We start from the raw sequence: 25,615 nt of genomic DNA, 5'->3' as shown, positions 1-25,615 counted from the left end.
GATTTAGGGGGAAAGAAAAAAGCATCTGAAACGGCTGTTGAACAATTTCATCCTCAACTGAGCCAAAGAAATTGTCAAAATATTTACGAACAGCGCACTCTTCGGAATGTCCGTGAAGAAGTTGAGTGAATTTTTACATAACCTCGCCAACATGGGAGATATATATAAGCAGCTCGCCTCGCTAACCCATTGATAGAGAATTCTGCTATGTATCCTCATCTGCGTCGCCTTAGCGTTGTTACTGTAACCTTGCTCATCTCGTTGAGTTGTCCGTTACAAGTGGTGAGGTCTACTTCGGGAAGCAATACGGTTTTGGCGCAGGCGCAGACAGGAGATGAACGAAATGACGAAGCATTACGGTTGAGCGAATTAGGTTTTCAGCAATTCAATAAAGGTCAGTTTCGAGAAGCATTGAATACGTTTCAAACTGTTTTAGTTATTACCAAAGCAATTGGCAACAAGGCGATGGAAGGTAATACGCTCAACAATATTGGAGAAGCTTACCGCAACTTGGGACAGTACCCTCAAGCTTTGGAGAATTATCAACAAGCCTTAGTCATTGCCAAACAAATTGGTAACAAGGCAGGAGAAGGTACTACGCTCAACAATATTGGGTTAGTTTACAACAACCTGGGACAGTACCCAAAAGACTTGGAGAATTATCAACAAGCCTTAGCCATTGCCAAACAAATTGGTGACAAGGCAATGGAAGGTACTACGCTCAACAATATTGGGACAGTTTACAACAACCTGGGACAATACCCTCAAGCTTTGGAGAATTATCAACAAGCCTTAGCCATTGCCAAACAAATTGGTGGCAAGGCAACAGAAGGTACTACGCTCAACAATATTGGAGAAGCTTACCGCAATCTGGGACAATACCCTCAAGCTTTGGAGTATTATCAACAAGCTTTAGCTATCCACAAACAAATTGGTGACAAGGCAGCAGAAGGTACTACGCTCAACAATATTGGGTTAGTTTACAACAACCTGGGACAATACCCTCAAGCTTTAAAGAATTATCAACAAGCCTTAGCTATTCACAAACAAATTGGCAACAAGGTGATGGAAGGTAATACGCTCATCAATATTGGAGAAGCTTACCGCAATCTGGGACAGTACCCTCAAGCTTTGGAGAATTATCAACAAGCCTTAGCCATTGCCAAACAAATTGGTTACAAGGCAGCAGAAGGTACTGCGCTCACTGGTCTTGGGTTAGTTTACAACAACCTGGGACAATACCCTCAAGCTTTGGAGAATTATCAACAAGCCTTAGCTATTCACAAACAAATTGGCAACAAGGTGATGGAAGGTAATACACTCCATAATATTGGGTTAGTTTACAACGACCTGGGACAATACCATCAAGCTTTAGAGAATTATCAACAAGGCTTAGCCATTGATAAAAAAATTGGTAACAAGGCAGGAGAAGGTGTTACACTCACTAATATTGGATTTGTTTACAATACTCTTGGTCAATATTCTCAAGCCGAAACCACGTTAATTGCAGCAATTGAAGCTTGGGAATCTCTACGACCGCGAAACTTAAAAGATGACCAGAAAATCTCTATTTTTGAACAGCAATCTAATTCATACCGCTTTCTGCAACAAGCCTTAGTTGCTCAGAATAAATTTGACAAAGCACTCTTAATTTCTGAACGTAGTCGCGGCCGTGCTTTAGTAAATTTATTAGACTCCAAGCTATCACAAAACCCCAGCAATCAACCCAATATCACACCCCCAAGCCTTCAAGAAATTAAGCAAATTGCCCAAAAACAAAACGCCACACTTGTTCAATATTCAATTCTTTATGACCCGTTTAAATTTCAAGGAAAAGAAGAATGGCAGCAATCAAAAATCTACATCTGGGTCATCAAATCCACAGGTAAAATTGCCTTTAAACAAGTCGATCTAAAAAAAACATCGAATAAATCCTTACAAGACCTCGTTACCACCAGCCGTGATGATATTGGTGTCAGAAGCCGCAGTATCTTTGAAGTAACTCCCACAAATCCTCAACCCGAAAACCCAACCGAAAAATTACAGCAACTCCATAAAATCCTCATCGCACCCATTGCAGACTTGCTACCAAAAGACTCCAATGAGCGAGTCATCTTTATCCCGCAAGAATTCCTATTTCTCGTTCCCTTTCCCGCGCTGCAAGACGAGCAAAGCAAATACTTAATCGAAAAACATACCATCCTCACCGCTCCTGCAATCCAAGTTTTGGACTTAACCCGTAAGCAGAAGCAGAACAGTCAAAGATTAGCTAAGGATGTGCTGGTTGTCGGCAATCCTACCATGCCTAAAATTAAAATTGGGAAATTGGAGGCAAGCTTAGAGCCTCTGCCTGGTGCAGAAAAAGAAGCAATTCAAATTGCTAAATTATTCAATACCAAAGCACTTACAGGTAGCAATGCCACCAAAACGGCGGTAATGCAGAAAATGCAGAAAGCTCGTATCATCCATCTGGCTACCCACGGCTTACTTCATGATTTTAAAGGATTCGGTGTACCGGGAGCGATCGCGCTTGCTCCTTCTGGTACACCTGACGACGTAGTTGATGGTTTACTTACCGCAGGCGAAATCTTCGACATGAAACTAAGCGCCGATTTAGTGGTTCTCAGCGCTTGCGATACGGGACGCGGAGACATTACAGGCGATGGTGTGGTTGGCTTATCTCGGTCTTTAATTTCTGCGGGAGTACCCAGCGTCATGGTCTCGCTGTGGGCAGTTAATGATAATTCTACAGCCTTTTTGATGACCGAATTTTATCGCAATTTACAACAAAATCCTGACAAAGCGGTTTCCCTCCGTCAAGCAATGCTGACAGCAATGAAACAATATCCCAATCCTAAACAATGGGCGGCTTTCACCCTTATCGGAGAGTCCGAGTAACACTGCAAAACATTCGACTTTAGACAAATCTGTGCAATATCCAAACCAAGAAAGTCTTAATTATTATCCAGTAGCTGAAACTCTCTGCCCTCTTTTGCATAACTTCTCCTCGCTGGGATATATATACAAGCAGTTCGTTAACGTATAGGGAACATTGTCTATAAATTGTCATTCGTCCAATAAACGTGACTCAAAGGGTATGAGGGTAGTAGCAACGTCAAATACGTAACAAATAACAAAAGATAAAATATTAGGTAAGCAAATGGATAGTCAAATCTTAGGAGCGCACTACCAAATCCACCAGGAATTAGGAAAGAAAGCTGGTCGAAGGACACTTTTGTGTAGCGAACAAGCGACTGGAGAATTAGTGGTTGTCAAGTTACTAACTTTTAACAGTGATTTTGAGTGGGATGACCTCAAACTGTTTGAGCGGGAAGCAGAAGCTTTAAAAAACTTGTCACATCCAGCTATTCCTCGTTACTTAGACTATTTTGAGATAAACGCTTCCGAGCTAAAAGGATTCGCTCTCGTTCAAAGTTATATTCCTGCACAATCTTTGTCACACCATGTGAAAGCAGGTCGGATTTTGACTGAGATAGAAGTTAAAGAAATCGCTAACGCTATCTTAAAAATTTTGATTTACCTACACCGTCAAAATCCGCCATTGATTCACCGAGATATTAAACCCAGTAATATTTTATTGGGCGATAGGTCTGGTAATAGTGTTGGCAAAGTTTATCTGGTGGATTTTGGATCGGTGCAAACTGTCGCCGCCCAAGAAGGCGCAACTCGCACAGTAGTGGGAACTTATGGATATATGCCTCCAGAGCAATTTGGTGGACGTACAGTTCCCGCTTCAGATTTATACAGTTTAGGTGCAACGTTAATTTATTTATTAACAGGTGTCCATCCTACAGATTTACCACAGAGAGATTTTCGCATTCAATTCGAGCAAAAAGCTGATCTTAGTCTGACTTTTAGTGACTGGTTGCGGCGGATGTGCGAGCCAAACTTAGAAAATCGTTTTGATTCAGCATACCAAACTCTACAAGCTTTGAATCAAAATCCCAATCTTGTAGCTATCAATCGACCACTTATCAGGAGAATTCAACTTAGAAAAAGTAGCAAATTTCTAGAAATTTTCATGCCGCCAGAACACTTAGATTTTTTTGAAGTTTTGGGAACGTTTATTTTTATTTCATTTGCTATAGGAATTGGAACCCTGTTCTTGTACGCTTTGTTTGATGAATTCAATATGACTTATCTGCTACCTATAATATTTTTATTAGTGTACTTATATCTCCTTTCATCGTACTTTATTAGTAAAACACTTTATATAAACCAGGAAAAAGTTATTTTTACTAAAGAGTTGTTTGAATTTTTGAAATTTCATTTAGCTCCAGAATCACCGCGAGAGGAAATTGTCAAATTGGTTTATTTCTCCGAATACGTTGACCAAAGTGAAAATTCTCACGGTAATAGATATTCAGTAACTGTGGGCGCACAATTGGAAATTTGGGCTGGGATTTATAAGTATAAATTTCCTGGTGTTAGCATAAATTTACCCAAAGAAGAAGTGCAATGGCTGGCAAAAGAATTAAGCACTTGGTTGGATTTGCCGATTTTATATGCAGATAAGCAAGTTTAAAAAAAATAAATTAGGGCGAACAGGTATTCAATACAATTAAATAATCCCTAGAACTATCGCTAAGTAAATATTCTGTTTGTTTCAATCGAAATTAGAAAAGTTTAAGGAGTAATATTGCTTATGCTAGTGAATAAGATATTAGACGATCGCTATCAAATTCAGCAGGAGTTAAGCAAAAAAAATGGACGAAAAACCCTCCTAGCGCATGATTTGCATACGTCAGAATTAGTAGTTATTAAATTACTATCATTAAGTAGTGATTTTGAATGGGATGACCTTAAATTATTTGAGCGAGAAGCGGAAACTCTAAAAAAACTCAATCATCCCTCGATTCCTCGTTATTTAAATTACTTCGATGTAAATTTACAAAACCTAAAAGGATTTGCTTTAGTACAAACCTATATTCCTGCAAAAACTCTAGAGCAATATTTACAAGCAGGTCGAACTTTCACTGAAGAAGAAGTAAAAGAAATAGCTCTATCTATTTTAGAAATTTTGATTTACTTGCACGAACAAAACCCACCTGTCATTCATCGCGATATCAAGCCAAGTAATATTTTATTAACCGATAGGTCTGGTAATAGTGTTGGTAACGTTTATTTAGTCGATTTTGGCTCTGTGCAAACTATTTCTGACAGCAAAGGTGGAACAATGACTATAGTAGGAACCTATGGCTATATGCCACCCGAACAATTTGGCGGACGCACTGTTGCTAGTTCCGATCTTTATAGTTTAGGTGCTACTTTAATTTATTTAGTAACCGGAGCCCATCCCGCAGATTTACCACAAAAGGATTTTCGCATTCGATTTCAGCAAAAAGCTAATCTTACCCCAAACTTTACCAACTGGTTGCAACAGATGACAGAACCCAGGTTAGAAAAGCGTCTGAAATCTGCAAACCTAGCGCTACAATCGCTTAATGAACCACGGCTAAATCTCATTTGTACGCCCGTCAAAAAACCATTGGGAAGTAGAATTACATTAACCAAAAACATACATAGTATGGAAGTTTTGATTCCTCCATCTGGCTTTTTTGACTTAATCAAAGCTGGGGCTAGTATGTTTTTTATTACTCCAATTATTTGGGGTTTAACCTGGTTTTTAACTTTTCAGTTTTTTTCTCTTGGTTTGGTAACTATATTGTTCCTACTCTTCTTCTGGCTACCATTAATGTTTCTAAGTTTATGGATATTAATTTTTTGGGTATGTTTCCCATATTCACTTATCGACTCTTTATTGGGTAAACGACGATTGCGTATAGAATCAGAGCTGATTTACTTCACCCATGAGTTGTTAGGATTTGAGTTTGAGTCTTTTCTCGCAATAAAAAATATTACTAAATTAATTTATAATCCAGGCGAATTTATTAATAAAGACAGAGAGCAATATCCAGATACTTTAGAAATTTGGGGTGAAAACCAAAAAATAAAAATTAGTAGCAGTATCAAATCAAATGTAGAAAAAGAATGGATAGCCCATGAATTAAGTGAGTGGTTAAATGTACCAATTACACAAAATTAGCTGAGTTTTCGGGTTGAAGAAATTTCAAATATACAACGGTTATTAAACTTAAATAAATACTGCAAAGCTTTTCTAATTTACTATAGGACAAGGTATATATAAAATTAATCCATATAAATTAAAACAGCAGCTACCGGAACAATAGAAAGGCCAGTAATTCCTCTGAATTAACTAGTTGCATAACCTGCTACGCCAGATAGGAGTAGTAATTCCCCATGCTAGGAGAAGAATAGATATTTTGCGATCGCAATTAGGCGATCGCAACCCTTGGGGTTCTGCGCGAGCATTCCGGGGAACGGGAACGCCTTCGGAGTCAGCTTCACGCTACTTCCAGGGAAACGCCTGCAAGAAATCTGAACGACAAACAGTGTTGGCTATTCCAGCGAGTTCTTCATCTATTGCATAAGTGCTGATGATCCAAAGATATATATTCTGCGAGCGCACAGCCTTGTATATAAAACTCGCATTGCTGTGTGTTCAACGGAGAAGCATCAACTCATCGTTTATTGGGTGTTGAAAGGTAGAACCAAGGAGCCAACGATGCAGAAAAATAAGTTGCAAATTCTGCACTGCAATTGCGGAATGCTTTATGTCAGTAAAGGTCGAGCTTTAGGAAACAAAATGACTTGTTCTAAATGCGGTCGAACTCCTCAGATAGAACAACTTAAATTAGCATCCTTTTCTTCAAAAAATATCCCCAGTCGCTCTACTCTTCTGAGGAATTACAACCGATTTTCAGCAATTTTTTTGACCAGACGCATTGTTTTAGCAGCAGTATCTATTGCCAGCTTGCTAGGGATGATGATTTATCTTCCTAGAACGCAACAAGGAACACAGTTATCTACCGTACCAGTTTCCTTAAAGTCTGCACGGAAACCAAGCCCAAACCGTCCTCCTGTTTCTCTTCAAAACGGCACTGATATTATCCCACCTCAAGATTTGCAGGGATTTGGGAAGCTAAAAATTATTAATGGAACGACCCGCGATGCGGCTGTAAAACTTGTAGATAGCGTCTCTGGAAAGACGCGCCGTTTTGTGTACGTTCAGGCTAATCGAGAAACGAACATTGCAAATATTAGCCCTTGTAACTGTCGCTTAAAGTTAAGTATGGGAATAGATTGGGAACAAAAAAAACAAAAGTTTTTGCAGAACCCTTCGTTCTCGGAATTCAGCAATCCTTTGAATTTTAAGGAAATCAAAAAAGAAGCTGGAGTAGAGTGGATGGAGTATCGGGCCACATTACATCCTGTGCCTCACGGAAGCGCCCGAACAAAGCAAATTGATGCCAGTGATTTTGAGGAGAAATAAGTTGGTTAACAGCCGTAAAATTCGGTGTAATTCTCTTTAGAGATAACAGAAACGTTAAAAGTAGAATGCTTGTTGAATCCTCATAAACTGGCATTCATATAGGCAAACTGCAAAAGACCACCAGATAGGAGCAATAATTTCCCATGCTTGCAGAAGAACAAGTATTGCGCGATCGCTATCACATTCAATGCCAACTGGGGCACAATTCTGGACGGCGTACCTTATTAGCGCAGGATTTACAAACCCAGGAACTTGTTGTGCTTAAGATTCTCACTTTTAACAGTGACTTCCGTTGGGAGGATTTAAAACTGTTTGAACGAGAAGCAGAAACCCTCAAATCTTTATCGCATCCGGCAATTCCCCGCTATCTCGATTCCTTTGAATTGCACTTACCCGATCGTCAGGGATTTGTACTCGTGCAAACTTATATTCCTGCAACATCCTTGCAGGAATGGATTAAGCGCGGACGGACATTTAGCGAAGAAGAGGTAAAACAAATCGCGAAAGCATTACTGAATGTATTGAGCTACTTGCACTCTGGTAATCCTCCGGTGATTCATCGGGATATTAAACCAAGCAATATTTTATTAACGAGCGATCGCTCTGCTCATCAGGTTGGAGATATCTACTTGGTTGATTTTGGTTCGGTGCAAACGGCTGTCCGAGAAATCGGGACGATGACGATTGTCGGAACCTATGGTTATATGCCACCCGAACAATTTAGCGGACGTGCTTTTCCAGCCTCCGATCTCTATAGTTTAGGCGCAACATTAATCTACTTGGTGACAGGGAGACACCCCGCGGATTTGTTACAAGAAGATTTGCTTCTTCAGTTTGAACCCGTGCCGCATCTAGTTCCCAGCTTTGTGCAATGGCTCAAGCAAATGACCCATCCCAACCGCAAGCAGCGATTTAGTTCAGCTCAAGCAGCTCTCGCGACATTAGAGCAGCCTTCTCTTCTGCAACTCCCATCTGTTGCATCAGCGACATCAACTCCTCTAATACTGCAAAAACCTCATGACAGTAAAATTTCACTTCTCAAGAATGCAGAAGCTCTAGAGATATCTCTACCTCCAGAAACTACTAATGCAGGAGCGGGTTGTTCAATTTCCTTTATCTTCTGTTATACGATTTTTTCGTGGATGGCGTTAATTGGCTCTTTGTTTAGTGGTAATGGGCTACTAATCTTGTTCAGCTTATTTCTTTTAGGAGTAGGTCTTTCTAGCCTCTGGCAAGCTTTTTACATCAGCAGGGTAAACACGCACATTTATATCGATCGCAAGTCAATCAAGGTAACTCAAATAGCGTGGAAAATACGGCGGCTGGTTTTTCAGGCAAGTCGCAGTAACCTCTATAAATTGACTTACCTGAAGCGCCTCTATCGTCGCGATACTGAAGCGGGCATTATGGAGGTACCGCCAGAGCTAAAAATTTGGGCTACAGATGGAGTCAATTACACAGACGCCAGCTCTAGCTATCGCATCGGGCAATCGCTGAGTACGGACAGCGAAAACCGCTTCTATGGCTATCTGACAACACAAGAACTTGATTGGTTAGCACAAGAATTAAGTAATTGGTTGGAGTTACCAATTACCAGAGAATAGGGTTAAAAGTTTTTAAAAATACTGCAAGTTATAGAGTTTGTTGCAGCTTTTGTATATAGCAATCCTCAATGATTCGTCAAAGTAAGATCCCCGACTTATTAGAGAAGTCGGGGATCTGATTATAAGAGTGATTTACTATGCCGACTATCTGACAATAATTGCCCAGAGACTCACAAATAGAGCGATCGCGCCCAGATGCTGAGGCAACAGCGCTCGGAAAGATTGACGAGCAATTTTTTGGGTTAATAGCATCGTCAACAGGAGTGAGAAAATTAGCGTTGTGCCTTGCAAAAATTCAATCACAGCCGGGTGTGCGACCAACACAGGCAATCCTTCACCGCTAAGACCGAAAGTTGCCATTGTTAGCGGCAAAATGCGTCCCGCTTCCCCTAAACCCAGCCGCCAATAGTGAGCTAAATTTGCCCCCAACACCAGCGGCAAATATCCATAAGCCAACTCTATAAACGAGCGAGGCTTTACGGAACCCTTAAAGAGTTTAATAGCGCTATAAGCTAAAAACGGCACAGTCGCAGGGACGATTAAAGCTACCAAGGAAAATCCGAAATGTTGCCAAAACTGGGTTAAATCCAGATGCAATCCCAAAGTTGATTGCAATTCCGGCAATCGATGGAGATAGACGCCTCCTAATAGCAACATTAACAGTGCTACTTCAGAGCCTTGGGGGATATGAGTTGTCCACAATTCAATTCCTGGCGGACGCAAATTTAACTCGACCGAACGGTGAGGACAAGCTTTAAGACAGGTCATACACAAAACGCAGTCTTTGTTATCTTCCAACTGAGCTGGGTGAGAGTACAACGGACATCCGCCGGTTTCTAAGCCTTCCCCTTTTTGAGGGCCACCTTTGTAGCATTGATACGTGGTGCATTCCGCCGAACAAGTGCCCTGTTGCGCTCTGAGTTCAGTCATCGATAGTTTTGCAAAAAGTCCATTCATCCCCCCAATTGGACAAAGATACCGACACCAAAACCGCCGCTCAAAAATTGCCGAGAAAATCATCGCCCCAGCAGTAATTAATAACAGCAGACAAGCGGAGAGGTAGGCAGTATCTTCTAAATCCCAGAGTTCTTCCCACAGGTAAATGAGGACAAATAGCCCGAACAAAAACCATCCGCCCCACTTCTCGGCAGATTGTCGGGGCCAACGCTTCAGCGATCGCCCTGGAAAAAGCCACTGAGAAAGTTTTTGGGTGACTTCCCCATAAATCATGAAGGGACAAACAGAGCACCACAAGCGTCCGACAAAGGGAAAACCGATCAATACCAAAGGCCACCACCACGCCCAAAATAGGTTTAGAGCTATATTTTCGGAGCGATGCTGGGGACCCAAAAATAATAAGGCGACGACAAGCGCAAAAGCACCCAAAGTAAATCCGTAGTTAATCCGGTCGGGCCACCAAGAACTGCGGAGAAATCGCCGCAAGTCGGGATAGGCATTTAAAAGATTGACGCGAAATCGCTTTTTATGGGTTTCGGCTGACCAGAATACTTCTTCGGTGAGCAGATTCACACCGGCACATTGAACGAGTGCCCGTTCTACGAGACTTTGCAACTCTTTCAAGTTGCCGGGGAAATCATAGGCTTGTAAGCGGCGTATAGCTTCTGGAGCGACTTTGGGTTTGCGAGTGCCTTTGGCTCGACAGAACAGGCGAATGTAGTATTCTACCTGGTCTTCAATATCCGCTTTTCGCACCCGCAGAGGCGGCACTTTAATTAAATGACCGACTTGACGCTCAATTGTCGGTAGGTGTTTTTCCGCAATCATCATAATGCGGGCTTGACACGAGCGGCTTGGGGCTGGGGAGTCTTCCGAACGGCTGAGGGGGGTGTAGGTATTGGTTTCTAATAATTGAGCCAGCTTCGGCGTTAACTCTGGGGGAAGTTCTTGGATGTTGTTGAGGACTAAAGTGCCTGTCCCCAGGGATTCAATTAGCCCTGGTTTGCCACTAGCACGACCAAATAGTTCTGCACCACTTGCTTGCAGCGTACTACAGTCTACTTTAACGATCGGTTCGCGCCGATAGGAAGAACCAAAGTGAACCAGAGCAGCAGTATTATCTTTTTCTAGTCCCGGTTCCCCGAAAATCAAGACTGGACGCCTTGACTCAGCCGCCTCTTTGATTTGCTGCCGCAGCCGCACTGCATAGCGGCTTTTTCCCACCACCCCGCGTCTTGCCTTTGCTACCAGATAAGGGCGCAAGGCGGTTTGACGCTCTTGTTCGTAGTTCAGTTGAGACGATAGTTGAGCGAGTTCTTGAGCCAACCGTTGGGAGAACGCTTGGGTAATTTCGGGATATTGGGCGACTATTTGCCGAAATTGCTCTGCGGGAATAAACCACAGCGTGCATTCGCTGAGTGTCTTGATAGTTCTTTGAGCCTGCTGGTCTAACAGTAGCTCTTGTAAGTGAATGGTGGCTCCAGGAAGAAAACTAATCACCCAGGCTAAACCTGTTTGGTTGGTGCGTTCGCGTAGCGTCTCTGAAAGAGAATCGCCTTCTAGTTGCCCTTGTTTGAGAATATAGAGTCCTTCGGGGGGAGTTTCCTCCGCCACTAAAGTCGTTTGCGCTGGTACGACTTTTTCTTCCAGAAGTTGCGCGATCGCTTCTAATACTTCTGCCGATAGTACACCCAGCGCTGTTCTCTCTTGTAGCCATGTCACCGTGTCTTTTGATGTCATGGTTGCCTTAAAAATAAATTTCGCTTTACATTTTAGCCATTTTTTATAAAAAATATTAATTAATTAAGTTGATTGCCAAGATTAAAACAACTGAGATGAGCGAGCTTGTCAATCTGTGGGTTCCCCTAGCCTTATTGGGTTTGATAGTCTTAGCGGCGATTTTCTTTAGCCGCAGCAGTAGCTAAGGAAAATTGTTATCAAAAAGAAAAGGTTAACTTTCGGGATCGGAGAAATTCGGCGGTTCGACAGGGGTTGATGGAGTGTCAGTCACCATAACTTTTGTCGCTGCTTCGCTAGCAATTCCTTGGGTTTGAGTGGAAGGACGGCGGCGCGATCGTTTATAAGCAGCCCTCTCAGCTTTTTCGCGCTCGTAGGCAATCAGCCTGCCATAATACTCGTGCTTGCTCAAATTCATCGACAAGAAAATGTGCTGGCGAGTATTGCCAAAACCTTTGCGGCTAAAAAACTTCACGGCTGGGACATTTGCGGGATCGGTATCCACCAGCATGAACCGCACCCCATCTTCAATCATCCGTTCTACCAGCTTATCAACGAGCTTGTCCCCGACGCCTCGACGCTGAAAATTCGGATTCACACCCAGCCAAATAATGTATCCATAAGTCCAGGATGCTTTGCTAATCACGGTTCCCAAAATGAACCCTGCCAGTTGTTCGTCGATTTCAGCAACCAGACAGTATTCCGGATCGGTATTGTAAAGTCCAATCACCTCCCATTCATCCCAGGTGCGATATAAATAAGGGTACAAATTGCTTGTAAATACAGCTTCTCCCAAGTGGTAAACTGGGGCAAGATCGTCAATTTCAAGGTCGCGGATATAGATGGAAGAGTAGTTAGATGCAGGCTCGTTTTTATCAGGATTTGTCATAAATTTTGATTTTTTATTTTTTACAGGGAAACTTCCTGAATATTCGCTAAATTGGGTAGCCAATCTTGATGAGAGAAATTTTCTTCACTGGTAAGATGCGAAGTATTTGAAAAATTGCGATCGCGCTGACACCGAATCGCAAAATTACAGTCAGGGCAACGATTAGCGTTTTCTGGAACTTGAGGGAAATCTTCTCCTTGCTGATAACGTTGCAAATAATCCGTTAGCTGCGTCAACAGTTCTGTTAAATCCCTTTTCGTTTGCTCGTGTTGAGCGGCATTATAAGTAAATTTGAGGCTTTCTGGTTGAGGCTGAGACTGGACAAACCAGTAAGTCATAGAAATCTGTTCTGGCAAATAATCGCTAGTTTCTGCCAAAATATAAAGATACAAGCGAGTCTGCCAATCTTTTTCTAACCAACGCCGATTTTTTGGTTGAGGATAAGTTTTCCAATCCAAAATTTCAGCAGATTGCGTGTCTTCAATGAACAAATCATAGATGACTGTCAATAAATATCCCTGAAAATTCAGCGTGCGACAATGTTCGCTTTGGCGGAAGGTTTTCGGGTTAGATATCAAGATTTCTGGTGCTGCATCCACCAATGCCGTCACCCAACGATGTAATTGGGCGTCCTCTTGCACCAAAGATTCTACCGGCAATCCCAGTTCTCGCTGCTGCATCAATAAGTGAAAGCGACTGCCCCAATTTTGCCGTTCTAGTTGTTCTGGATTGGTGGGTGAACTCAGTTTATCTAAGTAGATTTGTTGAAACTTTCGAGGACAAGTTTGTAGTAGATTTAATTGTCCTTGGGACAAGCGGAGCAAAACTTCTTGCGTAGATTCCATCTGATTAATTGCTAACGGGTAATGATTTTTAGATAACTGGATATTATTTATGTGTAGTAATCCCAATTAATTCGTCAAATCCTCTTTTTCTTCCTTGGCATCCTTCGCGTTCTTAGTGGTTCGTAAAAAAAAGACTAACCCCGCCCTATTTTGCAGGAATTTATCTTCCTAATGGCTAATAGTCATTAACCATTAGCCACTAGCCATTAACCTAAGCTTTTGTTAACACAAACACGCTGCCTTCATTGCCTCGGCCTATCCGCAAATCCTCATCTAGATAAGTAGTATCCAGCCAACCTTGCTGGTTGCTGCTGTCGATACCAAAATCCAAAGCTGGAAATCGCTGACCGCTTTCAATTTGCCGAATAAATTCTGAAGGCGACTGATAGTTAATGAGACGCTGTAAACCAGAAATAGAACGCTCAAATTTTACCAATACACGACGTTCAGAAACTGGTTCAAACCGAGCAGCAACGCTAACAAATCCTTCCAAATAGGGTAAGCCATAAACTTCAGCAATATTGTAAACTTTGGCGTCTTTGGCTCGAATGCATTGATAGATTTGACCAAGTTTGAGAAATGGCAGTTGGTCAATGGTTAATAAACCGCGACTGGTGGTGTAAAGTAGTCGCCAATTGCCATCTAGTAGGTCAGTTGCCTCAACCGGACGGGGAGTAGGGTTGAGGTCTTCCAATCGGGCAACCGCTGAGAGAATCGCTATTTTGTCGGTTTCGGTTGCTAGCAGTCCGCGATTTTGAGAAGCGATCGCTTCCAACAGTGCTGCTTTCCTCATTTCCTCCTAGACCTCTCTTGTGGGTGACTTCTCTACCCCCAGCTTAACTTTTGTTCAATACGCAGATGGCATCAGCGACCAGTTGATAAGTTTGATAACAACTCCCTTGACACGCAATAATCTCCACGCCAGCGATCGCGTTTCTGGGAGTGGTAAACTCAATATGTCTAGTTAGCTCCCAATCCGAAATTCTCAAATATGTCAAATATGTACAACCCGTCTCTGCGTGAAGAACCTCGTCACCAGCTGGCTGGTCTGATTCCGTTACAACAAGAACCTTCCATTCTCGACTGGCTGGAATCTACAGGACGCTTGTTGGCGCGGGATGTTCAAGCTGAAGATAGTTTCCGCGATGGTGATGCAGAAATCTCCGATCTGATGGCACCGGATGATGTTTACGATGATCTCGAAGACGATGATGAAATCATCGATGTAGACGAAGATTAGTCAGACGAAAAGAATTCAGCACTCAGGCGTCAGAGTAAATTCTGGATTCTGAAATTCTGAATTCTGGTGTGAGAAGTGAACGAAAAATTTGTGGACGCTAAATTATTTTCTGGTCGGTCGTTCAACCCCTCAGGAACTAGCCTGCTAGCGTTACTGGCAGTTGGGCTTTCCCTAGGGACGATATTATTCGATCTGCAAGCAGGTGTCTTCCCATCGGTAGGCATCTCGATGACGTTTCCCCTGTGGCTTTGCGCCTTGGTGACAGCTCTTTTAGGATATTGGGCAGTCCCCTTCCTGCAAGCCCTAAAAGCGGGTCAATTTATTCGGGAGGATGGCCCCCAAGCGCATTTACAAAAAGCAGGCACTCCGACAATGGGCGGGGTGTTTTTTGTGCCTGTCGGGGTAATCGCCGCCTTGGTGTGGTCTGGATTGGCTGTAGGCATACAAGGATTCTTTCCCGTACTTGCCGTATCAATCGTAACTTTAGCCTACGGTGCAATTGGCTGGGTTGACGATTGGCAAGTCATTAGACGCCGGTCGAATAAAGGCATCTCGCCCCGGATGAAACTCATTTTGCAGATTGGGGTGGGTGTTCTGTTTTCTTTGTGGCTAGTCTGGCATCAACCAGCCAGTATCACCACGATTGCCTTGCCTTTTGGTTTAGCGATTCCTTTGGGGTTACTGTTCTGGCCCTTAGCCGTATTTGTGCTAGTGGCGGAAAGTAATGCGACGAACCTCACGGATGGAGTCGATGGACTAGCAGCGGGAACGGGCGCGATCGCTCTTTTGGGACTCGGTGCCATTGTTGCTCCCGTGTCGCCAAGTTTAATGATTTTTTGCGCCTGCATGAGTGGCAGCTACCTAGGCTTTTTGGTTCACAACCGCAACAAAGCCCGCGTCTTTATGGGCGATACGGGTTCTATGGCGCTGGGAGGCGCACTGACAGCAGTCGGACTTCTGACGAACAATCTCTGGGCGCTGTTTATCCTCAGCGGTATTTTCTTCGTGGAATCGCTCTCCGTGATGGCGCAGGTGGGCTACTATAAAGCCACCAAAGGCCCGGATGGGATCGGCAAGCGTTTATTTAAGATGGCACCGATTCACCACCATTTAGAACTGAGTGGCTGGAGTGAAACCCAAGTGGTTGCCGCCTTTTATCTGATTAACGGCATTTTAGCTTTGTTGTGTCTTGTCCTCCGTTAGTTAAAATAGCCGTTGTCAATCATCCTTTGGTGTCTAAAACCGCACAAGCTGGGCGTCCACCAAAGGTTTGAATCGCTCCAACTACATCCACAATGGGCAGCAGCAAAAAACAGGGGAATAGAAGAAGGCAGTTTTTAATTTTTTCTGTTCTCCTATCCGGAATTTTTTGCCTATACATCCAACTCATGCGTCTGGGTTATGCTGTACCGCTGCCCTATCTTCTGCACGTCTTTTGCTGGAATAATTGTTCCGATAATCTTTTTTCAAATCATTTACATCCTAAAGTTCTAGGAAATGGTCTTTTAAACTATACGCATCAGCTTACACAGCTAGTAGATTCTCCAGAAATAGACAAGAATAAAGTCTCTATACTCATTGAGAAATCCAGGTACAGGCTGACAGTTTATTACGATAAAAAGCCCCTGAAGTCTTATCCAGTGGTTTTGGGCTTCAACTCAGTGGATGATAAGCTCAAAGAAGGGGACGGCAGCACGCCAGAAGGCATATTCAAGATAAAAGACCTCTATACTCATCCTACGTGGTCAAAGTTTCTCTGGCTGGATTACCCAACTAAAGATTCTTGGAGAAAACATATCAAAGCCAAGGGAAACGGGAAAATAAATTGGCTTGATTCAATCGGGGGGCAGGTAGGAATTCACGGCGTCCCTGATGAGCAGGATTTTTTGATAGAAAAGCGCTCAAATTGGACATTAGGCTGTATTTCTCTGAAAAATCGAGATGTTGAAGAGTTATATCAAGTTGTGAAAAAGGGAACGGAAGTCGAAATTATTCAATAAAATGCCAAGTTTTAATTTTTAATTAAGGTCTGCGATCGCTTGTTTTACTAAACAGACTGAGTCGGTAGCGATCGCACTCCCTCCATCCGTCCACCTGAAGGAAAATCAAACCCCCATCGCTAACGCATTTGGAAATTCTAGGCTTCGCAAATCCAGCGACGATCCTTTTCCCTCCTACTAACCGAGTAGGTAAGGGAAAGCACATCTGTCAAACAAAAATAGACAATTTTAGGGCATTTAATTATATTATTGATGGTTGCATTTGGATAGTCCAGAAGTCCGAACAAATAGAGGTTCAAAAAGTTCGTTACATTAAAAAAAACAGCAGCAAAGGAACACAGCTGTTAAGAAAATACTGTTACAGGACTTACGCACTGAAAGCTTGAAACCTAGAACCGACATAACCCCCCGATAAATTGGGGGACTTTTCCGGTTCCCCCAATTTATCGGGAGATACAAGGGGGATCTCTGCGTAAGTCCTATATTAAAAAAACGTAGCGGCAAGGAAAGATAAATGACAGGAAAATTGTTACTGGTAGACGACGAACCCGGACTGCGCGAAGCAGTCAAAGAATATCTGCAAGACAGTGGTTTTACCGTTCAGGTTGCCAGTAATGCTGGTGACGCATGGCAGATGTTGCAGAAGAACCAGCCGGATTTAGTGATTTCAGATGTGATGATGCCCAAGGTGGATGGGTATCAATTTCTCAAGCAGCTGCGGGAAGATCCTCGCTTCAAAAATTTACCTGTAGTATTTTTAACGGCTAGAGGCATGACAAGCGATCGCATCCAAGGCTATCAAGCGGGGTGCGATGCGTATCTCCCGAAGCCCTTTGATCCAGAGGAATTGGAGGCAATTGTCAAAAACTTACTGGAACGTCGCACCACTCCAACTAGCACCACCGGCGGTAACGATATTGAGGACATCAAGCAACAGATTGCTGCCATCCGGGGGATGTTAGAAGATACAAATCGAATCCCCCAGTCGCCTTCCCATATCCGCATAGACTTAACGCCACGAGAGCAGAGTGTTTTAGACTTGGTTGCGGAAGGATTGATGAATAAAGAAATTGCCCGACGCTTGGAAACCAGTGTCCGCAACGTTGAGAAGTATGTTAGCCGCTTGTTTAGCAAGACAGGGACGAATAGCCGCACCGAGTTAGTGCGCTATGCCCTTGAACACGGTTTGACTCGATAACTGTCCTCGCTCTCAAAACGTTTAGGGGAACGGGCTTAGCCCTTTCCCTTACGTGTTTTTTTATCTATATCTGTGCTTGTCTTTAAGAGCGATCGCACTGGCGATTCTTAAGAACTGTTGCGTTTATTAAAGAAACTTGTGCTTTTCTCATTGATCCCTTAAGGTTGCTGGTATTCTTCATTTAATACAATTCAGAAATTAAAAGAAAACCACATGAAAGTTTCACAAGCGCCACATCTGGGTCAATCAGTTTCTCTAGCAATTCTTTTAGTATTGATGAGCGTCAGTGTTACCGTCCTGATGGTTATTCAAAGTGGAATCTAACTTTAAAAATAGCTAATTTTTGCTAATTTTACCTAAACAAAAGCCGCTCCGCAATGAGCGGCTTTTGTTTGGCTAAAAGTGACATGATATTCCTTTAGATGGAAGCGGAAAGTGATTAAATACGTGGGTATTTGTTAAATCAAAAGTTGTAGCTGCGGGTGCCACCCATTCGTTTGTAAAAATCAGCCGAATGGATTTTAAAAGGTGAAAGGGTTCACCATCGGTCGTAGCGTAGCAAAATAAATCATTGCTTCACTCACTTCTGGTATGCGAGTTCTATTTGTTTGTACTGGCAACACCTGTCGCAGCCCGATGGCACAAGCGCTATTTCAGAAAAAGATTCGGGAACTGAGGCAAAGGCAGGAAATCTTAGCCCAAACTGAGGTGCGTTCAGCTGGACTTTATAAATTTAAGGGGATACCCGTTTCGCCCCATACTCTAACGGTATTGGCAGAGTACGGAATTCAATATGACTGCGAACCGCAAGGGTTAAAGCCAGAACTCGTCGAATGGGCAGATTTAGTGCTGACGATGACAAAGTTTCATAAATATATTGCGATCGCGATCTATCCGGAGGCGCTCAACAAGACTTTCACGCTCAAAGAATTTGTAGGAGAACAAAATTCCTTAGATATTAGCGATCCCGTTGGCAAATCTTTATCCAGATATCGCCATTGTGCCCAGGAAATCGACTTGGCACTCAATCTTTTACAGCAGAAGTTAGTCCGCATCTCATCTGAAAGCAGCTTTGGTTCTTTTGCATTCCCCACGCCTCAACCCTTACCCCGCACCCTACCCCTGTTCAGGTGGCTGATTGGACTGACTCGGTTAACTCAGAAAACGCGCACTTGAGACATGACTTCATTTTTGAATATCCTTATGAAGGATTCACTGCGTTCTGGTGGCTGTTAATCTAAATAGATATAGATGTGCTGCGCCGCATTGAATTCGGGCTTCCCATGCAAAAACGATTTAGATAACAATGTTTAACTATTCCACCTTTACCGCAGCATTGGTGCGAGAGACGAAAGCCCGTGAAGATGCGCTACCGCTGATGGATGAAACCCGCGGCTCTCGGTTTTTTCTTTACTCTAATCCTACGGACAAAGTGTGTCTGTTCTTTCATGGGTTTACTGCTACTCCAGAACAGTTTGTGCCGATAGGAGAAGCTTTCTTTAAAGCAGGCTACAACGTCTTGATTCCTTTGCTACCCGGGCATGGGATTGCAGGCAATTGGGATGCCAATAACCCTCCTCCGCTTCCCGAAGAACAAGAAGTTTATCAACAGTTTGGGATTTACTGGCTACAACAAGCTCAAGCTTTGGGAAGAAAAGTGGTGGTGGGAGGGCTTTCTGGTGGTAGCACTTTAGCAGCTTGGCTATCCCTAGAACGCGCCGTACAAATTTATCGGGCTTTGCTGTTTGCCCCTTATTTGAGTGGTAGCCATAAAGTAGTCGATTTGTTTGTGCGGGTATTTAATATTTACTTTGAGTGGAAAACTGCACCAGGAGTCGCACATTTTGGCTATGACGGCTTTCTGATGCCATCCTTGCGACTGTTTTTAGACATGGGAAAAGATATCTTTGAGCGGGCAGAAACGACTTACGCTGCGCCCATGTTGATTGTGTCGAGTGAAAGCGATCGCGCAGTTGGCGACGAAGAACATAAAGCTCTGTTTAAAACCTTACTCCCCCAACAACCCAAGTGCTGGTATCACCGTTTTGACCAAACTCTGAATATTCAGCACAATATGATGACCAAAACAGAGGGCAATGAATACTCAGACTTAGTAATCGCAGTAGCTAAAGCCTATGTCGAGAGCGATTTAACCTGGGGTGAAGTGGAGGAGATGCGCGATCGCTTGCAGCAGGGCGGCTCCTTCCAGAGAGTCGTGAATGAACTAAATCTGAGTCAGCGGGTTTCTCCCGATCTGTCTACCGTCATGTCCTTGCTAGCCCTGGATTAAAAAAAGCCAGATCAAATCCGCCGGAGTGCGCTTTGCAAGTGGCTCCAGTTCCCTTCTAGAGTTTGTCTAGAGGGATTGGGAGCGAGGTGTTCTAATTACAGGCGTTGGAGCAAATTTAAGCCGTGGGTATCGGTGCCGCAGGTGCTAAACAAACGATAGGTGGCAGCGAGCTGTTCCACCTCTTTCGTTTCCCTCGGACTGGATTGCCAAGGGCTAGGGTTGTTGTAGGCGTAGTAGGTTTCAACGCCGTCAATGCCTGCCTCAGCGGCAGCAGGGATAAGTTTGGCAGCAGGAAGGCGGTAGCGGGCTGGATGAGCCAACACGGCAAAACCACCCGACTGATGGACGGCGGCAATCACATTGGCAGCGTCAGCATCGCTTCCCTTGGGTGCAGAGCCTTTCAGATATTGCTTCATCGCAGAGTGTTCTGGATCGAAAGCATAGCAAAGGATGTGGACTTCTGTGTTCAGCAGGCTAGAGGTGATTTCGGTGCCGATCCACAAGTGGGGTAAGTGGGCGGAATCAGGATTCGTGTAGGTGTTTTGCAGCCAGTATTGAGCCTCTTTGAAACCGCCAATCGTATGGTGATCGGTGATCGCCAGCCCTTTAAGACCTATCGCGATCGCCTGTTCCATCAACGCACTCGGTGACAAACGACCATCCGAGTAGACGGTGTGCATATGAAAGTTATAAGAGTGCGGACAACTATCAGCCTGAATCGTCTCAAAGACTTGCCTGAGTGCTGTTGTATTCTGGGCTGGTGGCTGGGGTGAAGCAGAAGATTGAGCAAGATTGATCGCCATAACCGCCGAGTAGCTGTGCGCGTTCGTTGACAATTGTTAACATATACCCTAACAAAACTAAAGAGGAATTGCGTTGGGACATTCGATGTGTATTCCATGCTGAAAGTCGCCTTTGGCAAAAATTTTCTGCCTAAGTCGGCGACCATTGGCGGGCAGTTTCATTTAAATATTCAGTTTGAAGTTTCTAGCGGCTTAACCGTTCTATTTGGACCGTCTGGCTGTGGCAAGAGTTCGACATTACAAGCGATCGCAGGGTTGTTGCGTCCGGACTGGGGCCGGATTGAAGTGGCGGGAACAATCTTCCTGGATACTAAAGAGCGTTTGAACTTGCCAGCGCACCGGCGAAATGTCGGTTATGTCTTCCAAAACTGCGCCTTATTTGGGCATTTGAACGTAGCGGAAAATATTGGCTTTGCTCTCAACCGCTGGCAACGGCACCGGCGGCAGCAGCGCGTTCGCGAATTGGTAAATTTGTTAGAACTTGAGGATTTGGTACATCAACCCGTGCAGAAGATTTCTGGCGGGCAAGCTCAACGAGTAGCGATCGCCCGTGCTTTAGCTCCCTACCCTAAAATTCTGCTTCTTGATGAACCTTTCAGCGCCCTCGATGATGATTTGAGAGCTACTCTTCGTACCGAGTTGAAAACCATTCAACGTCAATTTAACTTGCCGGTTGTCCTGGTGACTCATTCACGAGCCGATGCCCTGGAACTCGCCGATCGTTTAGTAATCTTGGCAGCAGGACAAGTTGTTGCAGTGGGTCAGGCGGAGCATTTGCTCGATTCCCGTTCCTATTCCATTCCGGGGAAATTTCAGTGGGGGTAGAGAAAAGTGATGAGTGATGAGTGTTGAATTAAAAGAATTTTCTTAACTCAACACTCGAAACTCATTAGTCATAAATCTCCTTGGTTGCGGATTTTCCAAGCCATTTCCAGCACTTGAGTCCAGCGCTTTTGCAACTGTTTGGGCGTGCATCCGAGTGTTTGAGCAATCTCCCGCTCGCTGACTTGAGTTTGTTTTAACTGCAATAGCTGCTGCTGTTCGTCAGAAAGTTGATTCCAAAACGCTTCCCACTGCTGAGAAGAAAGTCCCAGCTTTTGGTCGAGATCGGCTCCCAACCATTGATGTACCAGTTTCCAGTTATTTTGACGAGAGAATTTTTCCACATGGTACTTAAAGCGCTGTTGTAAGTAATCGCGCTGACGTGCGGTTAAACCAAGGATTTCGTCAATCTCTGGTGCGGAGAGGTCTTGCAGCTTTAAAACCAGGTAATTGACACAGTCCTCTTGACCTTGGGCTTGCAGGTATTCCATCAGTTCGGCAACGACGCGATCGCGCAATACCGCTTCCGCCGGGTCAATCGTATCGGCAACCAATTGCGATCGCAGCTGGTGCATCGCCGCTGACCGACTTTGCGTGTCCGCATCTTCACCTCTGGGAAACTCAATCGCCTTCTCAATATCCATGCTCGTCTCAGCAGGCTGGCGGCGAGCAAACCCCTGTGCCCTCAACACAATTAGCTGCTGGCTGGTGCCATTCGGTAAATTGATGCGACGCTTGGCATACTGTTCGCTGAATGCCATATACTCCGCCAGTTCCAGTTGAGTGCGGGGAGTGTAGTCTATTGTCAGCTCGTTTTCCCGCCGGAAAGCTTTGATTGACTCGGCGTAGAACTCTTGCAAGAAGTCCTCAATCAGGTTGTAGCGGGCTTGAAAACCTAACTGAGAGTTGGGCGACACCACATAGCGATAAACCATCGCGCTGAGGTTGCTGTGCAGTTCAACCCGACCCCGCTTAGAACCCAGCCGGTAGTATGACAGACACTTTTGCAACCGATGCCGTCCCAGATTTAACTGCCAAGAGCGAACCTCACCAGAAGTCTGGATGCGCGGACTCTTGCTGCAAATCCGCTGCACCTCTAGAGCGATCCGGTTAGCGATCGCCTGAACGTGCAATGACGTCGTTTTGATTTCAGTCCGCAATTCCTCTAACAACAGGCCGGTCATCGTTTCCACGTCGATTCCCAACAGTTGCTCGGTCGAGTGGCATAGATTTTCAGAAGATTGGCTGAGAGAATTAATAGTTGTCATGGTGAAAGCCCCTGGTAGCGACAGTATTCAAAGTCAACAAGAGCCACTGAGAACGGTTCAAAAGTTTTGTCTCCCTTCAGGCAGCGCCTGCGATTGACCGTCTCAACTCTCTATATATAGACTGTAGGGGCTGATTGTTAGACACCGGACAGCGGGTGTGTTACTACTCTCAGCTCACTATGGGTCATCTCTACGCTCTCTCCCCATTCCATCTGACCTAAAAGAAGCACTAACCCTTGCTGTATCTGGGCTTGCGCCCCTCAAACTATCGACGCACAAGTGTTGTCGCAAAGCGGTAGGAGCTGGTGTTGAGTGGACAATCCAGGAAGTGGATTGCTGGTAGGGTTATCGTCCGAATTCCCTAGTGCCGAGGCTGTAGTTAATTGTCTTTAGTTCGCAAAGGGATTTTAGATTAGCGATTGGGGATTTTGGATGTAAAAGCTTTAACTCAATCTTTAATCTTTAATCTTTCATCTAAAATCAACTGACCGATGTCGCCCAAGCCGTTGCAGCCTCCCATCCCAGACCGCGCCGGACGATGACAGGTTCCTCATCTGTCAAATCTAAAATTGTGGAAACCCCATCTCCTGGTTCCGAGCCAATGTCCACAATCAGATCGACTAGCTTGTCTAGCTGGTCAAACAATTTTGCCTTCTCCAACCCTAGGGTTGGGGCGTTGCCATTCTCATCCACGAGGTGAGCTGAGGTGGAAATAATCGGATTGCCTAATGCCTGCAACAGCGACTGGCACACTGTATGCTCCGGAACCCGAATACCCGTCGTTTTGCGCTTAGGACTCATCACCAGTTTCGGCACTAATTTGGTGGCGGGTAGCAGAAACGTGTAAGTCCCAGGAATTAAATTCCTCATAATCCGATAAGCGACATCACTGACGATGGCATATTGGGCAATGTTGGACAGAGACGGACACAGGAACGTCAGGGGCTTATCATTAGATAGCTGCTTAAGGAGCCTCACACGCTCCACCGCTGACTTGACATTTAGGTCACAGCCAATCGCGTAGACAGTATCAGTGGGATATAGCATCACAGCGCCTGCTCTTAGGGCACCTACTATTTGTTCTATTCCACGAGTTTGCGGTGTATCAGGATGGATATTGTAGATTGTCGCCATAATGCAGAATCCAGAACTGAGACTACAGAATTCAGAATCCAGAATTTTTCCTGACTCCTGATTACTCCTTATGAACAAGCTAGCGTATCTAGAATGTCCAACAGGAATTGCCGGTGATATGTGCCTGGGGGCACTTGTAGATGCGGGAGTTCCCCTAGATTATTTGATAGAAAAGCTCAAGAGGCTGGGAATTTCCCAAGAATACCAGTTACGAGCCGAACACGTTCACCGGAACGGTCAGCAAGCTACTAAATTTCACGTAGATTTGAGCGATCGCGATCGCACCGATTCAAATCACCACCACGAACATCACCGGCAAAATGGTGGGCATCAGCATCAGCATTACGATGGCGATCGCGATCGGGTTCATTTTCATTCCCCGACGCGGCATCTACCAGAAATTGTCCAGTTGATTGCAGCCGCAGAGTTTCCGTTACGAGTACAAGCGTCTAGTTTGGCAGTGTTTCAACGGCTGGCAGACGCGGAAGGAGCGGTTCACGGCATTCCCCCAGAAGAAGTTCATTTTCATGAAGTCGGGGCGACTGATGCCATTGTAGATATTGTCGGCACTTGTCTGGGCTTGGATTGGTTGGGGATTGACGAACTATACTGTTCGGCACTCCCCACTGGTGGCGGGATGGTTAGAGCAGCTCACGGTCAGCTAGCGGTGCCGGTACCGGCTGTATTAAAGTTGTGGGAATCTCGCCAGGTGCCAGTTTATAGTAATGGGATCGATCGGGAACTGGTGACACCGACTGGAGCAGCGATCGCGTGTACGCTTGCCACCGGCTTTGGATCTCCACCCCCCATGACGATCCAGCGGGTTGGAAATGGTGCCGGTTCCCGTCAGTTACCGATTCCCAATATTCTACGCCTCTGGATTGGCGAGGGTGTAGAGACGCGATTTGCCTCTCAACAAGAGTCGGGATTCATTCAGCCTTCCGAAAGCCCCTGTTTAGAAATAATTTCGGTGCTGGAAACCCAAATCGATGACTTGAGTCCCCAAGCCATCGGCTATGTGTTTGAGGCACTGTTTAACGCCGGTGCGGTGGATGTCTTCACGCAACCGATTGGGATGAAAAAGTCTCGTCCTGGCATTTTGCTGACGGTTATTTGCCATCCCGAACAAATATCCGCTTGCGAAGCGATCTTATTCCGAGAAACGACGACACTCGGCATCCGGCGTCAGACACAGCAACGCTCAATTTTGCAGCGAGAAATTCAACAGGTTCAGACAGAATATGGCTTCGTTCGCGTCAAGGTTGCCTGGACAGGGCATCCTGACCTGAAAGCGATCGCGAATGTGCAGCCAGAATACGAAGATTGTGCCGAATTAGCGAAGGCAAATAACCTTCCCTGGCGCGAGGTGCATCAACTGGCGCTCAATACCTGGTATCTCCAGAACAGTCGCAATACTTGAATTTGCTGCCAGCAAGACCCAGATACCTAACTA

General features: G+C 44.7%; 21 protein-coding genes. 14 read left to right on the top strand and 7 right to left on the bottom strand.

Going from position 1 to position 25,615, the window contains the following annotated elements; all coding sequences use genetic code 11:
- Positions 1 to 207: 207 nt before the first annotated feature.
- From NDI44_RS11175 to NDI44_RS11150, 6 genes are all read left to right on the top strand, one after another.
- On the top strand, positions 208 to 2,898 hold the full coding sequence (locus NDI44_RS11175) for a tetratricopeptide repeat protein (protein ID WP_190414865.1): 2,691 nt from the start codon (positions 208 to 210) through the stop codon (positions 2,896 to 2,898).
- Positions 2,899 to 3,160: 262 nt separating this feature from the next.
- The gene (locus NDI44_RS11170) at positions 3,161 to 4,546 is read left to right on the top strand and encodes a serine/threonine-protein kinase (RefSeq protein WP_190414864.1); all 1,386 of its coding nucleotides are present in this window, start codon (positions 3,161 to 3,163) and stop codon (positions 4,544 to 4,546) included.
- Between the two features lie 120 nt (positions 4,547 to 4,666).
- Positions 4,667 to 6,067, top strand: a complete 1,401-nt coding sequence (locus NDI44_RS11165) for a serine/threonine-protein kinase (RefSeq protein WP_190414863.1) — start codon at positions 4,667 to 4,669, stop codon at positions 6,065 to 6,067.
- Between the two features lie 175 nt (positions 6,068 to 6,242).
- Entirely contained in the window at positions 6,243 to 6,473 is a 231-nt protein-coding gene (locus tag NDI44_RS11160; protein ID WP_190414862.1) for a hypothetical protein, read from the top strand.
- A gap of 341 nt (positions 6,474 to 6,814) precedes the next feature.
- Entirely contained in the window at positions 6,815 to 7,375 is a 561-nt protein-coding gene (locus NDI44_RS11155; protein ID WP_348235278.1) for a hypothetical protein, read from the top strand.
- A 143-nt stretch (positions 7,376 to 7,518) separates the two neighbouring features.
- The gene (locus NDI44_RS11150) at positions 7,519 to 8,979 is read left to right on the top strand and encodes a serine/threonine-protein kinase (protein WP_190414860.1); all 1,461 of its coding nucleotides are present in this window, start codon (positions 7,519 to 7,521) and stop codon (positions 8,977 to 8,979) included.
- Between the two features lie 144 nt (positions 8,980 to 9,123).
- Here the strand turns inward: NDI44_RS11150 and NDI44_RS11145 are convergent, their stop codons facing one another.
- The 4 genes from NDI44_RS11145 to NDI44_RS11130 all read right to left on the bottom strand — a co-directional run bounded on the left by NDI44_RS11145 (position 9,124) and on the right by NDI44_RS11130 (position 14,200).
- On the bottom strand, positions 9,124 to 11,676 hold the full coding sequence (locus NDI44_RS11145) for a sigma 54-interacting transcriptional regulator (protein WP_190414859.1): 2,553 nt from the start codon (positions 11,674 to 11,676) through the stop codon (positions 9,124 to 9,126).
- A gap of 211 nt (positions 11,677 to 11,887) precedes the next feature.
- Positions 11,888 to 12,562 (bottom strand): GNAT family N-acetyltransferase, encoded by a 675-nt coding sequence (locus NDI44_RS11140; RefSeq protein ID WP_190414858.1) that lies wholly within the window; start codon positions 12,560 to 12,562, stop codon positions 11,888 to 11,890.
- Between the two features lie 20 nt (positions 12,563 to 12,582).
- Positions 12,583 to 13,407: a PD-(D/E)XK nuclease family protein gene (locus NDI44_RS11135; RefSeq protein ID WP_190414857.1), complete on the bottom strand. Its 825-nt coding sequence runs from the start codon at positions 13,405 to 13,407 to the stop codon at positions 12,583 to 12,585.
- Between the two features lie 211 nt (positions 13,408 to 13,618).
- Positions 13,619 to 14,200, bottom strand: a complete 582-nt coding sequence (locus tag NDI44_RS11130) for a PAP/fibrillin family protein (protein WP_190414856.1) — start codon at positions 14,198 to 14,200, stop codon at positions 13,619 to 13,621.
- A gap of 207 nt (positions 14,201 to 14,407) precedes the next feature.
- On the opposite strand from NDI44_RS11130, the gene NDI44_RS11125 reads away from it, so the two are divergent.
- From NDI44_RS11125 to NDI44_RS11100, 6 genes are all read left to right on the top strand, one after another.
- On the top strand, positions 14,408 to 14,647 hold the full coding sequence (locus NDI44_RS11125; protein WP_190414854.1) for a DUF3134 domain-containing protein: 240 nt from the start codon (positions 14,408 to 14,410) through the stop codon (positions 14,645 to 14,647).
- A 90-nt stretch (positions 14,648 to 14,737) separates the two neighbouring features.
- Complete coding sequence (mraY, locus tag NDI44_RS11120) at positions 14,738 to 15,850, top strand: phospho-N-acetylmuramoyl-pentapeptide-transferase (protein WP_190415028.1); 1,113 nt, start codon at positions 14,738 to 14,740, stop codon at positions 15,848 to 15,850.
- A gap of 92 nt (positions 15,851 to 15,942) precedes the next feature.
- The gene (locus NDI44_RS11115; RefSeq protein ID WP_190414853.1) at positions 15,943 to 16,647 is read left to right on the top strand and encodes a L,D-transpeptidase; all 705 of its coding nucleotides are present in this window, start codon (positions 15,943 to 15,945) and stop codon (positions 16,645 to 16,647) included.
- Between the two features lie 514 nt (positions 16,648 to 17,161).
- The gene (locus NDI44_RS11110; protein WP_190414852.1) at positions 17,162 to 17,845 is read left to right on the top strand and encodes a response regulator transcription factor; all 684 of its coding nucleotides are present in this window, start codon (positions 17,162 to 17,164) and stop codon (positions 17,843 to 17,845) included.
- Between the two features lie 591 nt (positions 17,846 to 18,436).
- On the top strand, positions 18,437 to 19,021 hold the full coding sequence (locus NDI44_RS11105; protein WP_190414851.1) for a low molecular weight protein arginine phosphatase: 585 nt from the start codon (positions 18,437 to 18,439) through the stop codon (positions 19,019 to 19,021).
- Positions 19,022 to 19,151: 130 nt separating this feature from the next.
- A complete protein-coding gene (locus NDI44_RS11100; RefSeq protein ID WP_190414850.1) occupies positions 19,152 to 20,135 on the top strand; it encodes an alpha/beta fold hydrolase in 984 nt (327 codons plus the stop codon).
- 95 nt (positions 20,136 to 20,230) lie between these two features.
- On the opposite strand, the gene NDI44_RS11095 is transcribed toward NDI44_RS11100, so the two are convergent.
- A complete protein-coding gene (locus NDI44_RS11095; RefSeq protein ID WP_190415027.1) occupies positions 20,231 to 20,938 on the bottom strand; it encodes a PHP domain-containing protein in 708 nt (235 codons plus the stop codon).
- A gap of 96 nt (positions 20,939 to 21,034) precedes the next feature.
- Here NDI44_RS11095 and NDI44_RS11090 point away from each other — a divergent pair, with 96 nt between their 5' ends.
- Positions 21,035 to 21,763 (top strand): ATP-binding cassette domain-containing protein, encoded by a 729-nt coding sequence (locus tag NDI44_RS11090; RefSeq protein WP_190414849.1) that lies wholly within the window; start codon positions 21,035 to 21,037, stop codon positions 21,761 to 21,763.
- Positions 21,764 to 21,831: 68 nt separating this feature from the next.
- Here the strand turns inward: NDI44_RS11090 and NDI44_RS11085 are convergent, their stop codons facing one another.
- Both NDI44_RS11085 and NDI44_RS11080 read right to left on the bottom strand, forming a co-directional pair.
- The gene (locus NDI44_RS11085; protein ID WP_190414848.1) at positions 21,832 to 23,028 is read right to left on the bottom strand and encodes a HetZ-related protein; all 1,197 of its coding nucleotides are present in this window, start codon (positions 23,026 to 23,028) and stop codon (positions 21,832 to 21,834) included.
- A 480-nt stretch (positions 23,029 to 23,508) separates the two neighbouring features.
- On the bottom strand, positions 23,509 to 24,162 hold the full coding sequence (locus NDI44_RS11080; RefSeq protein ID WP_190414847.1) for an L-threonylcarbamoyladenylate synthase: 654 nt from the start codon (positions 24,160 to 24,162) through the stop codon (positions 23,509 to 23,511).
- Between the two features lie 70 nt (positions 24,163 to 24,232).
- On the opposite strand from NDI44_RS11080, the gene larC reads away from it, so the two are divergent.
- Positions 24,233 to 25,582, top strand: a complete 1,350-nt coding sequence (gene larC, locus NDI44_RS11075) for a nickel pincer cofactor biosynthesis protein LarC (protein ID WP_190414846.1) — start codon at positions 24,233 to 24,235, stop codon at positions 25,580 to 25,582.
- Positions 25,583 to 25,615: the final 33 nt, after the last annotated feature.

Origin of the sequence: Trichocoleus sp. DQ-A3, from assembly GCF_039961975.1 — a bacterium.
Lineage (GTDB): Bacteria > Cyanobacteriota > Cyanobacteriia > Cyanobacteriales > FACHB-T130 > FACHB-T130.
This window is presented reverse-complemented; position numbering and strand designations above follow the sequence as displayed.